The sequence below is a fragment of the Streptomyces sp. NPDC001204 genome (genome assembly GCF_053598035.1).
The window spans coordinates 78,660-91,618 of record NZ_JBSFJL010000007.1; the positions used below are offsets into that span (position 1 = coordinate 78,660).

The window sequence follows — 12,959 nt, forward strand, 5'->3', positions numbered from 1 at the left end:
CCACGGTCCGGGGCCTACGCGTCCGTTTCCGTCACCCCAAATGAACCAATACTGGCTCCAAGGTGAACTCTGGGCGACGAGTGTCCGAGGTCGCACCTCGACGGCTGTGGTCGGGTCCTGTCCCGTGCCTAACCTGGACGCATGGACGTGAACGCGGCGGTCGCCGCAGCGGCAGCGATCGCCGGAGTACTCACCGGCGTCATCGCCATGCTGGCGTTCCGCTGGAGCGAGCGCGAGCAGAGGCGCCCGACCCGTACTTCCCTGCACATCGACCCGGTCCTGCCGCCGGGTGTGGACACCGTCCTCTCCGTTCTGCGTTCCTCCGCAGTCGTCCTCGACGAGGCCGACGCCGTGGTCAAGGCCAGCTCCGCAGCGTACGCCCTCGGGCTGGTCCGCGGCGGCAAGCTGGCCGTGGAGCCCATGCTCCAGATGGCCCGGGACACGCGGAGGGACGGAGAGATACGGCAGGTCGAGCTGGACCTGCCACGACGCGGCACCGGACGCGGCGAGGCCCTCGCCGTCTCCGCGCGTGTCGCGCCGCTGGGCTCCCGGCTGGTCCTGCTCCTGGTCGAGGACCTGACCGAGGCCCGCCGTATCGAGGCGGTACGACGCGACTTCGTCGCCAATGTGAGCCACGAGCTGAAGACACCCGTCGGCGCGCTCTCCCTGCTGTCCGAGGCCGTCATGGACGCCTCCGACGACCCGGAGGCCGTGGAACGGTTCGCCGGGCGCATGCAGATCGAGGCGACCCGGCTCACCAACCTGGTGCAGGAGCTCATCGACCTGTCCCGGGTGCAGAACGACGACCCGCTGGAGGACGCCGAGCCCGTCCGCGTGGACGAGCTGGTGGCCGAGGCCATCGACCGCTGCCGCCACCAGGCGGGAACCAAGCAGATCACGATGGCCTCGAACACGGTGGCGCCCGAAGGGCTCGCCCAGGGCGGTGGCGGGCGACGGGCGGGCGGCGCCGCCGACCTGCGCGTGTGGGGCAACCGCGGCCAGCTCGCCGCCGCCCTCGGCAACCTCGTGGAGAACGCCGTCAACTACTCCCCGTCCCGCACCCGCGTCGGCATCGCCGCCCGCAGGGTCAACGTCCCCGGCGGGGACCTCATCGAGATCGCCGTCACCGACCAGGGCATCGGCATCTCGGACAAGGACAAGGAGCGCATCTTCGAGCGCTTCTACCGCGTCGACCCGGCCCGGTCGCGTGCCACGGGGGGCACCGGTCTGGGTCTGGCGATCGTGAAGCACGTGGTCGCCTCGCACGGCGGGGAGATCACCCTGTGGAGCGCCGAGGGACAGGGCTCCACCTTCACCCTGCGACTGCCGGAGGCGGCCGCGGCCCGAGAGGCCCGCGACCGCGCGCAGCAGCACCCCGCCCTCGACGAGGAGGCCGGGCAGCCACTCACCCAACCCACCCCTTACGAACCGCTTCCCGCCCCGGAGGTCCTTCCGTGACCCGAGTGCTCGTCGTCGAGGACGAGGAGTCCTTCTCCGACGCCCTGTCGTACATGCTCCGCAAGGAGGGCTTCGAGGTCGCCGTCGCGGCCACGGGGCCCGACGGACTCGACGAGTTCGAGCGCAACGGCGCCGACCTCGTCCTCCTCGACCTGATGTTGCCGGGGCTGCCCGGCACGGAGGTGTGCCGCCAGCTGCGCGGCCGCTCCAACGTTCCCGTGATCATGGTGACCGCCAAGGACAGCGAGATCGACAAGGTCGTCGGCCTGGAGATAGGCGCTGACGACTACGTCACCAAGCCGTTCTCCTCCCGCGAGCTGGTCGCCCGTATCCGCGCGGTGCTGCGCCGGCGCGGTGAGCCGGAGGAGGTCACTCCGGCGGCCCTGGAGGCCGGGCCGGTCCGCATGGACGTCGACCGGCACGTGGTCACGGTCTCCGGCTCCAAGGTCGACCTCCCCCTCAAGGAGTTCGACCTGCTGGAGATGCTGCTGCGCAACGCCGGCCGGGTCCTGACCCGGATGCAGCTCATCGACCGTGTCTGGGGTGCCGACTACGTCGGCGACACCAAGACGCTGGACGTCCACGTCAAGCGTCTGCGCGCGAAGATCGAGCCGGATCCGGGCGCCCCGCGCTATCTGGTGACGGTCCGGGGGCTCGGTTACAAGTTCGAGCCGTAGACCGGTGCGGGCCGCGCAGCGCGCACCGTCCGTCCCCCGCACGCCAAGGGCGGCACCCTCCTGAAGGGGGTGCCGCCCTTGGCGTGCTCGGCGTGCTGGTCGCGGACCGGGTCTCAGTTGCCGGCCGTCGACTGCGAGGCCGAGTCGCTGGGGGCCGCGGTGGCGTCGCCGCCGCCCGACGCGGAGGCCGACTCGGACTGCCGGGCCGACGGCGACTTCGACTGGTCGCCCGCGGCGGAGTGGGACGCGGCCGGCGCGCCGGGTGCCGCCGGGATGTTGCTCGGGCCCCACTTGTCGAAGTAGCCCTGGGCCGGGACCACGAAGGCGCGCAGGCTCACGTCACCGGTCTTGCTGAAGGTGAAGGTGATCTTCTGCGCGTTGCCGTCCTTGAGCACCGGGCCGGGGTTGGTCAGCGCGGCGGAGGCGTTGCCCTTGCCGCCGAGGATCACGGAGCCGTGCGCGGGGACGGTCACCTTGCCGCCGCCCTGCGCCGGGGTGATCTGGGCGGAGCCGTCGCCGTCGACGCGGATCGCGTCCAGCGTCTGGTCGGTCGTGCCGTTGTTGAAGAGCGTCGCGATGATCACGGCCGGGCCCTTGGTCTGGACGCCGGGCTGGGTGACGACCACGGCGTTCTGGACCTTGATCGTGCCGACCGTCGTGGCCGCGTGGTCGGGGCGGATCTGGAGCGTCTGGGCATCGTTGCCGGCGCCGCACGCGGCGAGCGAGGCGATCGAGAACGCGATGGCGGCGGCGGCGAGGGCGCCGCGTCGAAGGCTGCTGCTCACGGCGGCGGCAACTCCTTGAACGTGGGCGGAACAGGGCGGCTCCCTTATAAAGCCGTCCTAAGCGTCTGTCAGCGGCCATAGGTTACCGAGCCGTTCCCACGGGCCCGCACCCGACCCGCCCCCTGTGCCTCCCGCCACACCTCTCGCCCCCCGCGGCACAGCCGTCCCGGCCTCCGGAATCCGGTCGTGCGGCCGGGTCCGTGCGGGCCCCCGCGCATTGGCCGCGCGGCCGTCCGCCTTTCCGATAAGCGCCCCCGCATAGCCCGCTCATAGCCCGTCATCGGACCGCTGGGGATTTCCGGTGAAGGAATGCGCGCCGGGGGCGGGAATTGATCACCGGCCGCCCGTCCGGCGGATGGGACGAACGGCGTGATCAATTCCGGATTCGTCCTGGAGGCGGCTCCGGAGCACCGAACGGAGTAGCGGAAGTCGAGCGCCTGGAACCAGACAAAACGGGATGTTCGGCCGTTTGGATGGAGCGCCGGATGTGTGTAACGTACGCGTTTCACCCCGCGTGGAGAGCCCCTCCGACCTGCGAATACCTGCTTCCCCTTGACCCCCGTGACCCTTCCGAAGCACGTCCCCGTTGCTGTTGTCAAGCCCCGAGATATGCCCTGACCTGCGAAAACGCCATTCAGAAGACGCCGTATCCGTGTTACCCTGGATAGCCACGGAAGGGGTACCTGTCACATGACGTTCAAGGTTGGCGACACCGTGGTCTATCCCCATCACGGGGCCGCGCTGATCGAGGCTATCGAAACTCGCCAGATCAAAGGCGTGGACAAGACCTACTTGGTGCTGAAGGTCGCCCAGGGTGACCTGACGGTGCGTGTGCCAGCGGACAATGCGGAGTTCGTCGGCGTGCGTGATGTGGTCGGTCAGGACGGGCTGGACCGGGTCTTCGAGGTCCTGCGTGCTCCGTACGCCGAGGAGCCCACGAACTGGTCGCGTCGCTACAAGGCAAATCTGGAGAAGCTCGCCTCCGGCGATGTCATCAAGGTCGCGGAAGTCGTGCGTGACCTGTGGCGTCGCGAGCGCGAGCGCGGACTCTCCGCCGGAGAGAAGCGCATGCTCGCCAAGGCCCGCCAGATCCTGGTGAGCGAGCTCGCCCTCGCGGAGAACACCAACGAGGACAAGGCCGAGGCCCTGCTCGACGAGGTTCTCGCGTCCTGACGCGAGGCGACTGCCACACCCGCCTCAGTTCAGCACAGAAAATGCCGCGGTGCCCGATGGCGCGTTTCACGTCGCCGGGCGCTGCGGCATGTTCGTACCCGCGCGGGTACGCGCGGGCGTCCTCCATGCCGTACGGCCGGGGAGGATCCCCCCGATACTGTGTGCCGGGCCCGGGCTGCCGACTCGACCGGGGTCACGGAAGGGTCCGGTCGAGGCCGCACGCCCGGCACTCCCCCCGGACTCTGCGAGCAGGGGGGTGCTCCCCCAGGCCATACCCACGCCGGGCCGCCACACAAACCTGACAGGAACCATGTCTGACGATTCGCGCCCCTCACCCACGAGCGGCCGGCCGGGAGCCTCCGTCGCCGCCGTGATTCCGGCCGCCGGCCGGGGCGTACGCCTCGGTCCGGGCGCCCCCAAGGCACTGCGCGCGCTGAACGGCACGCCCATGCTCATCCACGCCGTGCGGGCCATGGCCGCCTCCCGGGCGGTCTCCCTCGTCGTCGTCGTGGCCCCGTCCGACGGCGCCGCCGAGGTCAAGTCGCTCCTCGACGCGCACGCGCTGCCCGAGCGCACGGACTTCCTCGTGGTGCCGGGCGGCGAGACCCGCCAGGAGTCGGTCAGGCTCGGCCTGGACGCGCTGCCGCCGGGCCACGACATCGTCCTCGTGCACGACGCGGCCCGCCCTCTGGTGCCGGTGGACACCGTGGACGCGGTCATCGAGGCAGTACAGGCCGGGGCGCCCGCCGTCGTGCCGGCGCTGCCGCTCGCCGACACCGTCAAGCAGGTCGGTCCCGCGGCGGTGCCCGGCGGGCCCGAGCCGGTGGTGTCCACGCCAGACCGGTCGCGGCTGCGCGCCGTGCAGACCCCGCAGGGCTTCGACCGGGCGACGCTGGTCCGCGCCCACGAGACGGTCACCGACGACGTCACCGACGACGCGAGCATGGTCGAGCAGCTCGGCGAGCGGGTCGTGGCCGTGCCCGGCCACGAGGAGGCCTTCAAGGTGACCCGTCCGCTGGACCTGGTCCTCGCGGAGGCGGTCCTGGCCCGGCGGAGGCTGAACGATGGCTTCTGACGCGCCCCTGCTGCCCCAGGTCGGCATCGGCACCGACATCCACGCCTTCGAGGAGGGCCGCGAGCTGTGGTGCGCGGGCCTGAGGTGGGAGGGCGAGGGCCCGGGACTGGCCGGGCACTCCGACGCCGACGTCGTCGCGCACGCCGCGTGCAACGCGCTGTTCTCGGCCGCCGGCCTCGGCGACCTCGGACAGCACTTCGGCACCGGACGCCCCGAGTGGTCCGGCGCGTCCGGGGTCACCCTGCTGGCGGAGGCCGCGCGGATCGTGCGCGCGGCGGGCTTCCGGATCGGGAACGTGGCGGTGCAGGTCGTCGGCCCCCGGCCGAAGATCGGCAAGCGCCGGGACGAGGCCCAGAAGGTCCTGTCCGAGGCGGCCGGTGCGCCGGTCACCGTCTCCGGCGCGACCACCGACGGGCTCGGCTTCCCCGGCCGCGGCGAGGGACTGATGGCGGTGGCCACGGCGCTCGTGGTGCGCGCGGGCTGACGGCGTGCGAGGGTACCCGCGTACCCCTCGCCCCCGACGCGGGCACCCGACGCCCGACCAGGCTCACGGAGGTCCCCCCATGTCCGCCGCCCTGCCCGACCGGCTCAAGTCACTGCTCGACGGTCCCGTCTTCGTCGTCCTCGGCACGATCCAGCCCGACGGCAGCCCGCAGCTGTCCCCGGTCTGGGCGAAGCGGGACGGCGACGACGTCCTCGTCTCCACCACCGTCGACCGCCGCAAGAAGAAGAACCTCGACCGCGACGCCCGCGCGAGCGTCGTCGTCCAGGACCCCGATTCGCCCTACGAGTACGCCGAGATCCGCGGCACCGCCGAGATGACCACCGCGGGCGGCCGGCAGCTCATCGACGAGCTGTCCATGAAGTACACCGGAAAGAAGTACGCCGAGTTCAACCCCTCCTCGGCGCAGGACGCCGAGCGCGTGATCGTACGGATCAGACCGCTGAAGGTCGTCGGGATCCTGTGACCGCGGCCCTCCCGCGCGGGGGATGTGCGGAACATGCGCGGAAAAGCAACGCCCACGCGGCGGGGACGCAAGCGAGGTACTGCCCGGGGCCCACTACCCTGGTGTGGTGACTATTCGCCTGTACGACACCAGCGCCCGGCAGATCCGTGACTTCACCCCGCTCGAGCCGGGTTGTGTCTCGATCTACCTGTGCGGCGCCACCGTGCAGGCGGCCCCGCACATCGGGCACATCCGCTCGGGGCTGAACTTCGACATCATGCGCCGCTGGTTCGCCTACCGCGGCTACGAGGTGACGTTCATCCGCAACGTCACCGACATCGACGACAAGATCATCGCCAAGGCGCACGAGCAGCACCGCCCGTGGTGGGCGATCGGCTACGACAACGAGCGCGCGTTCGACGACGGCTACACCGCGCTCGGCTGCCTCCCGCCCACCTACGAGCCCCGTGCCACCGGCCATGTGCCGGAGATGATCGAGATGATGCGGGGCCTCATCGAGCGCGGTCACGCCTACGCGGCCGACGGCAACGTCTACTTCGACGTGCGCTCCTTCCCCGGTTACCTGGAGCTGTCGCGGCAGGAGCTCGACAACCTGCTCCAGCCCTCCGGCGAGGGCGAGACCGGCAAGCGCGACCCGCGCGACTTCGCCATGTGGAAGGCGGCCAAGCCGGGCGAGCCGACCTGGTCCACCCCGTGGGGGCCGGGCCGCCCGGGCTGGCACCTGGAGTGCTCGGCGATGGCGCACAAGTACCTCGGCAGCGCCTTCGACATCCACGGCGGCGGCCTGGACCTGATCTTCCCGCACCACGAGAACGAGATCGCCCAGGCCAAGGCCTACGGCGACGAGTTCGCACGGTACTGGGTGCACAACGCCTGGGTGACCATGGCCGGCGACAAGATGTCCAAGTCGCTGGGCAACAGCGTGCTGGTCTCCGAGATGGTCAAGCAGTGGCGGCCCATCGTGCTGCGGTACTACCTGGGCACCCCGCACTACCGCTCGATGATCGAGTACAGCGAGGAGGCGCTGCGCGAGGCCGAGTCCGGGTTCGCCCGGATCGAGGGCTTCGTCCAGCGCGTGGTGGAGAAGGCCGGCCCCGTCGAGCCGGCCGAGCAGGTGCCGCCCGCGTTCGCCGAGGCGATGGACGACGACCTGGGCGTGCCGCAGGCGCTCGCGGTGGTGCACACCACCGTCCGCCAGGGCAACAGCGCGCTCGCCGCCGACGACAAGGAGGCCGCCGTGGCCCGGCTCGCCGAGGTGCGCGCCATGCTCGGCGTCCTCGGCCTCGACCCGCTGGACCCGCACTGGGCCGGAGGGGGCGAGCAGCGCGGCGAGGACCTGCACGGCGTGGTCGACACCCTGGTCCGCATGGTCCTCGACCAGCGCGAGGCGGCCCGCGCCCGCAAGGACTGGGCCACCGCCGACGCTCTCCGTGACCAGCTGAACCAGTCGGGCCTGGTCATCGAGGACAGCCCGCAGGGACCGCGCTGGAGCCTGGGCGCGCGCTGAGCCCGCCCGCGAGCACGGAAGATCGATTGTGCCGCCCGGCCTCCCGGGCGGCACACTGCATAGACGTACGTACGACGCTTCAACAGACAGGTAGGTCATGGCCGGGAACAACCGCCGCATGTCCGGCAAGAAGGGCGCGCAGGTCGGCAGTGGCGGCCAGCGGCGCCGGGGGCTGGAGGGCAAGGGCCCCACGCCCCCCGCCGAGATGCGCAAGGGCCACGCCAAGCAGCGCGCCGCCCAGGCGAAGACTCGCCGCTCCCAGGTCCGCCCGCAGCAGCGGCGCGGCTCGGGCAGGTCGTCCTCCGAGCTCGTCGTCGGCCGCAACCCGGTCGTCGAGGCGCTGCGCGAGGGCGTGCCCGCCACCACGCTCTACGTCCAGCAGTTCATCGACAACGACGAGCGGGTGCGTGAGGCGCTCCAGCTCGCGACCGGGCGCGGCGGGATCAACCTCATGGAGGCCCCGCGCCCCGAGCTCGACCGGATGACGAACGGGCTCAACCACCAGGGGCTGGTCCTCCAGGTGCCGCCGTACGAGTACGCGCACCCCGAGGACCTCGCCGACGCCGCCTACGACGAGGGCGAGGACCCGCTGATCGTCGCCCTCGACGGGGTGACCGACCCGCGCAACCTCGGCGCGGTCGTCCGCTCCGTCTCCGCCTTCGGCGGGCACGGCGTGGTCGTCCCCGAGCGGCGCGCGGCCGGTATGACCGCGGGTGCCTGGAAGACCTCCGCCGGCACGGCCGCCCGTACACCGGTGGCCCGCGCCACCAACCTGACCCGCGCCCTGGAGTCGTACCAGAAGGCGGGCATCACGGTGGTCGGCCTCGCGGCGGACGGCGAGGCCGAACTCGGTGACCTGGACGCCCTGGAGGGGCCCGTCGTCATCGTCGTCGGCAGCGAGGGCAAGGGCCTGTCCCGGCTGGTCGGCGAGACCTGCGACCTGCGGGTGCGGATCCCGATGCCGGGCGGCGCGGAGTCGCTGAACGCCGGTGTCGCGGCCGGGATCGTGCTCTACGAGGCGGCGCGCAGGCGCGCCTGACCGGTCGTCCGGAGCCGGGCGCGGGTGGTCGAACGGTCGTCCGTGAGATCACCCGCCCGGGTGGAACCGGGCGATCCGTACAACCTTGACGCGGTCCGGACAGATCCGACGCGTCACGGCAGTGTCCTAACTCCTCGTCACTCGGTTAGATGAGTGTGGACACCAGAACACCCCGCACTCCCACGGGGGACCGCTCGTCGGGATACGACGACGCTCCCGCGCTGAGCATGGTGAAGGTGCCGAGCGATCCGGCGCAGGTCATCGTCAACCACGCGAGTTTCCGCGTGCAGCTGGGCGCCACCTCGCGGCGCGCCCAGTCCCTGCGGATCGCCCGGTACCCCGGCGGCACCGAGAACACCGGCCGCGTGCCCTTCGCTGCGGGCCGGGCCGGGGCCGCGACCCACCGCCGCCCGCTCGTCTGGAGCGGCCGGTCCGCCCCGGACGACACCGGCGCCCACCGGCTGCTCCAGGCCGTGCGGAGCGGAAGCGTGTGGTACTCCGAGCCGTCCGCGGACGCCGGGGCCACGCAGGTCATGCCGCGCATCGGCGGCGCGCCGGGCCACGACCCCTACGACCTCGAGCAGACGGTCGAGACCCCCGTCGTCGGCGCCCAGCGCACGCCCGGGCCCGGCGAGACCCGGCTGCTGCCGCACATGCGGACCGCGGGCAGTGCCTACGAGCAGTCCGCCCACGGCGGAGTCGGCTACGGCGGTGCCGGCCGCGGCGAGAACGGCTACGGCACCCCGGCCTACGGCCAACCGCCGTACGGCGACGCCGGCTTCGCGGGCGACGAGCACGACGAGACCGGTGCGTACGACGCATACGGCGAGCAGGGCGGACACCGGCAGAGCAGGCGCCACGCCGACGACCCGTCCCGGCACGCGTACTTCCCGGGCCGACGCATGAACCTCGGCGTCGTGCTGCTCCCGATGCGCATCTTCCTCGGGTGCATCTCCCTCTACGCCGGCATGGGCAAGCTGTGCGACCCGCTGTACTTCGACGGCGGCAAGCGCGGCTCCATGGTCAAGTGGCTCAACACCCTGCACCCCTGGGAAGTCGCCGAGCCGCTGCGCCAGTTCGCGCTCCAGCACCCCGTCGGCTCCGGGCTCGTCATCGCCTTCCTCCAGGTCATCGTGGGGATCCTCACGGTCCTGGGCTGCTGGCAGCGGGTCGCCGCGGGGATCGGCGCGCTGCTGTCGGGCGCGCTGATCGTGACGGTGAGCTGGAAGACGGTGCCCGTCTACGACGCGCCGGACATCATCTACCTCGCCGCCTGGTCCCCGCTGGTCATCGCCGGCGCGCCCGTGTACTCCGTGGACGGCCGCCTCGCCGCCTCCGCCTGGCGACGGCTCGGACCGCGCTCCGACATCTGGGAGCTGCGCCGGTTCGTGCTGCGTCGCGGCGCCCTGGTCACGGTGCTCGTCACCGGTCTGACGCTGCTCGTCGGCTCGCTGCTCGGGGGCGCCGTCCGCGACGCCGACCGGGTGGTCGTGCCCGGACCCGGCGAGGCCCCGCGCAACGAGCTGCCCGGCTCGCCGCTCCCGAAGGAGACGGGCGAGCGGCAGCAGAAGCCGCCGTCGGCGCCGACGTCGCCGACCGCCCGGCACGATTCCTCGGCCGTCCCGTCCCGCGGCCCCGCGAGCACGCCGGGCGCGACCCGCGAGGGCGGTACCGCGACCGGCGGCGTGCCCAGCGAGACCCAGGGCACCGGCCAGACCCCGCCGCGTCACTCCGCCCCGGCGCAGCAGGCACCCAGCACCAGCTCGGGGCCGACCTCCGGCGGTACCGAGACCGGTGGCGGCACCGGATCGGGCGGTGGCTCCGGGGGACCCAGCTCCGGCGGCGGCTCCGGCGGCGGCGGCTCGTCCTCGGGTCAGCCGGGGCTGGTGGGCGGACTGCTGGGGTAGCCCGCCCCCCGGTTCGCCGTACGGGTGCGGCGCTGTGGGCTCACCTCCCCAGCGCCGCCAGCTCCTTCGCGGCCTCCGTGAGGTCCTTCGCGGTGTCGATGGCGCGCCAGTAGGCGCCCTGGGGGATGGGGAAGCCGGCGAGCCTGCGCTCGCGGGCCAGGTGCGGGAAGGTGGTGCGCTCGTGGTCGCCGCGCTCCGGGAGGAGGCCGGCGAACTCGGGCGAGAACACGTAGACGCCCGCGTTGATCTCGAAGGTCGAGGGCGGGGCCTCGATGAAGTCCGTGATGTGGCCGAAGCCGTCCGTCCGCACGGCGCCCCACGGGATCCGCGGGCGGGCCAGCGCGAGGGTGGCGACCGCGTCGCGCTCGGTGTGGAAGTCGGCCATGTCGCGCAGCGAGAACCGGGTCCAGATGTCGCCGTTGGTGGCGTACCAGGGCTGGTCCGGGTGGGGCAGGTGGGCGGCGGCGAACTTCAGGCCGCCACCGCGGCCGAGCGGCTCCGGCTCCACGACGGTGCAGACACGGACCGGCAGGTCCGCCGACTTCAGCCAGTCCTGGAGCACCTCGGCGAGGTGGCCGCAGGACACCACCACGTCCGTCACACCCTCCTCGGCCAGCCAGGCGAGCTGGTGGCCGAGGATCGGAGTGCCCGTGCCGGGGATCTCGACCATCGGCTTGGGCCGGTCGTCGGTGTAGGGCCGCAGCCGGGAGCCCTGGCCTCCGGCCAGGACGACGGCTTGAGTGGGGCGGGACGCCGCATTCGGATGGGTCATGCCCGCACTGTACGACCCGAGCTTCGGGCCCCGGCCGCCGCCAAGGAATTCCCTGCGCACCGATGACCGGCTTCCCGCCCGGATCGGGCCCTCCGGGCGGGGCGCGGGGGCCGGCCCTTCGGACGGGCGCGCGCGGTTGGGCATGTGGACGGGGCGGCGGGGCTTGCGCGCTGCGCGGCCCGCACCGGTCTACGGCTCGAACTTGTAACCGAGCCCCCGGCCCCCCCGGTCCGCGACCAGCACGCCGAGCACGCCAAGGGCGGCACCCCCTTCAGGAGGGTCACCAGATAGCGCGGGGCGCCCGGATCCGGCTCGATCTTCGCGCGCAGACGCTTGACGTGGACGTCCAGCGTCTCGGGCGGGGGTGCGCGGCAGGCCTTTGGGCGGGAGCGTGGGGTGCCCTCCGGGCAGGAAGGTGTGGTCGGGCCTCGCGGTGAGGGAGCAGGCCCGGGTCCGGTTGGCACCGGGGCGGCCCGTAGGGGCGATCACCGTAGGCTCCGTAGGCGTCCGGCGCGGTTGGCTCTGCGATCCCCGCCGAGGAGAGCCGGCCGGCTCGGAGCGGCGGAGTGGCCTCGTCGGGCGCGAGCCGCCTCCGGGAGGGCGCGCCGCGGGGCTAGGCGGGCAGCGGGCCGATGTGGCATCTGAGACCCAAGGGAGTGGCCGGGCTCTCCACGAGGTCCGCGGCGCGGGGCCCGTTGGGCGGGGCGGGTCGGCCCGGAGGGTCAGGCGTGGGCGAGCGAAGCCTGTGGGCCACGTCCGGCGGTCACTGGACCCGGCGTTCGGGGCGCGCGCCACGAGTGGCCCTGTCCGGGCCCTGGGCTGCCCCGCTGCGTTACCCGGCCGCGGCGTGGGCTCGGCCCTCCGCGCTGCCGTGCTGTGCCTGGCTTGGCCCCCTCGGGCCGCATGGGTTGCCCGGTTTCAGTGCTGGGGCGGCCTCGCCCTGGCACCGGGCCCCGCCACAGGCCGCTCTGTGGGTTCACCCTGTCGAGTCCAGGGCGGGCCCGCCCCGCGAGGTGGCCCGCCTGGACACGAGGGACTCGCTCAGTTGGCCAGGGGCCGTGGCGTGTCAGTTGTGGGTGGACTGGATGCCGGAGGCGAAGGAGGTGTCGCAGACCGGACGGGCGTAGGACTGGGCGCGGGTGGGGCCGTAGATGCGGACGGCCGCGCGGCCCAGGGTGCGGGCGATGGAGGCGCAGTGGCCGGCCAGCGACGGCCGGCCGTTGACCGCCTCCTGGAGGTGGGTGAGGACCACGCCCGGGTTCCGGTCCTGCAACTCGGTCAGCAACTGGTCGCGCAGCACGTCCTGCGGGGCGCGGGCGCGCGACTTCGCCGGGGCGCCGACGGCCACCGCGTCCGACGCGGCCAGCACCGAGTTCGAGGGGCTCCCCGACCAGTTGACCCGGGTGACCGCGAGGGTTCCGGAGAGCACCAGGACGACGGGCAGGACGAGGGCGAGGGAGCGGCCGATCCGGCGGGCGGGGCCCGGGCCGCGTCGCGTGGGGTGGTTGGTGGAGTGCTTCACGCGAGTGAGAGTAGCGCCCGGTAATGATTTGGCGACATTTAGTCACCCCTTCGGGGGATGGTCAGCCCCTCTCTCC

At 72.8% G+C, this 12,959-nt stretch carries 12 protein-coding genes and 1 pseudogene; 9 read left to right on the forward strand and 4 right to left on the reverse strand.

Annotated elements, in window-relative coordinates:
* Positions 1-141 precede the first annotated feature (141 nt).
* Positions 142-1,458, forward strand: coding sequence for a sensor histidine kinase (locus tag ACWC91_RS12285; protein WP_225074546.1), 1,317 nt, complete (start codon positions 142-144; stop codon positions 1,456-1,458).
* On the forward strand, positions 1,455-2,135 hold the full coding sequence (locus tag ACWC91_RS12290; RefSeq protein ID WP_010358452.1) for a response regulator transcription factor: 681 nt from the start codon (positions 1,455-1,457) through the stop codon (positions 2,133-2,135). Before ACWC91_RS12285 ends, ACWC91_RS12290 begins: the two co-directional genes overlap by 4 nt.
* Positions 2,136-2,248: 113 nt before the next feature.
* Here the strand turns inward: ACWC91_RS12290 and ACWC91_RS12295 are convergent, their stop codons facing one another.
* Positions 2,249-2,920: a copper chaperone PCu(A)C gene (locus ACWC91_RS12295; RefSeq protein WP_376502580.1), complete on the reverse strand. Its 672-nt coding sequence runs from the start codon at positions 2,918-2,920 to the stop codon at positions 2,249-2,251.
* Between the two features lie 690 nt (positions 2,921-3,610).
* Between ACWC91_RS12295 and ACWC91_RS12300 the strand changes: the two genes are divergently transcribed.
* The 7 genes from ACWC91_RS12300 to ACWC91_RS12330 all read left to right on the forward strand — a co-directional run bounded on the left by ACWC91_RS12300 (position 3,611) and on the right by ACWC91_RS12330 (position 10,589).
* Positions 3,611-4,093 carry a CarD family transcriptional regulator gene (locus ACWC91_RS12300; RefSeq protein WP_003953493.1) on the forward strand — a complete coding sequence of 161 codons (483 nt, stop codon included), beginning with the start codon at positions 3,611-3,613 and terminating at the stop codon, positions 4,091-4,093.
* 310 nt (positions 4,094-4,403) lie between these two features.
* Positions 4,404-5,168 (forward strand): 2-C-methyl-D-erythritol 4-phosphate cytidylyltransferase, encoded by a 765-nt coding sequence (gene ispD, locus ACWC91_RS12305; protein ID WP_225074548.1) that lies wholly within the window; start codon positions 4,404-4,406, stop codon positions 5,166-5,168.
* Positions 5,158-5,652: a 2-C-methyl-D-erythritol 2,4-cyclodiphosphate synthase gene (gene ispF / locus ACWC91_RS12310; protein ID WP_225074549.1), complete on the forward strand. Its 495-nt coding sequence runs from the start codon at positions 5,158-5,160 to the stop codon at positions 5,650-5,652. Before ispD ends, ispF begins: the two co-directional genes overlap by 11 nt.
* A gap of 79 nt (positions 5,653-5,731) precedes the next feature.
* Positions 5,732-6,136 (forward strand): PPOX class F420-dependent oxidoreductase, encoded by a 405-nt coding sequence (locus tag ACWC91_RS12315; RefSeq protein WP_225074550.1) that lies wholly within the window; start codon positions 5,732-5,734, stop codon positions 6,134-6,136.
* A 106-nt stretch (positions 6,137-6,242) separates the two neighbouring features.
* Positions 6,243-7,643 (forward strand): cysteine--tRNA ligase, encoded by a 1,401-nt coding sequence (cysS, locus tag ACWC91_RS12320; RefSeq protein ID WP_141360108.1) that lies wholly within the window; start codon positions 6,243-6,245, stop codon positions 7,641-7,643.
* Between the two features lie 97 nt (positions 7,644-7,740).
* Positions 7,741-8,682 (forward strand): 23S rRNA (guanosine(2251)-2'-O)-methyltransferase RlmB, encoded by a 942-nt coding sequence (gene rlmB, locus ACWC91_RS12325; protein ID WP_450641539.1) that lies wholly within the window; start codon positions 7,741-7,743, stop codon positions 8,680-8,682.
* Between the two features lie 149 nt (positions 8,683-8,831).
* On the forward strand, positions 8,832-10,589 hold the full coding sequence (locus tag ACWC91_RS12330) for a DoxX family membrane protein (RefSeq protein WP_450641540.1): 1,758 nt from the start codon (positions 8,832-8,834) through the stop codon (positions 10,587-10,589).
* A 40-nt stretch (positions 10,590-10,629) separates the two neighbouring features.
* Here the strand turns inward: ACWC91_RS12330 and ACWC91_RS12335 are convergent, their stop codons facing one another.
* The 3 genes and pseudogenes from ACWC91_RS12335 to ACWC91_RS12345 form a co-directional block, all read right to left on the reverse strand.
* Positions 10,630-11,361, reverse strand: coding sequence for a nucleotidyltransferase family protein (locus ACWC91_RS12335; RefSeq protein WP_225074554.1), 732 nt, complete (start codon positions 11,359-11,361; stop codon positions 10,630-10,632).
* 189 nt (positions 11,362-11,550) lie between these two features.
* Positions 11,551-11,717, reverse strand: a pseudogene (locus tag ACWC91_RS12340) (winged helix-turn-helix domain-containing protein); the annotation flags it as partial.
* 710 nt (positions 11,718-12,427) lie between these two features.
* Positions 12,428-12,883 carry a hypothetical protein gene (locus ACWC91_RS12345; RefSeq protein ID WP_225074555.1) on the reverse strand — a complete coding sequence of 152 codons (456 nt, stop codon included), beginning with the start codon at positions 12,881-12,883 and terminating at the stop codon, positions 12,428-12,430.
* Between the last annotated feature and the right edge of the window lie 76 nt (positions 12,884-12,959).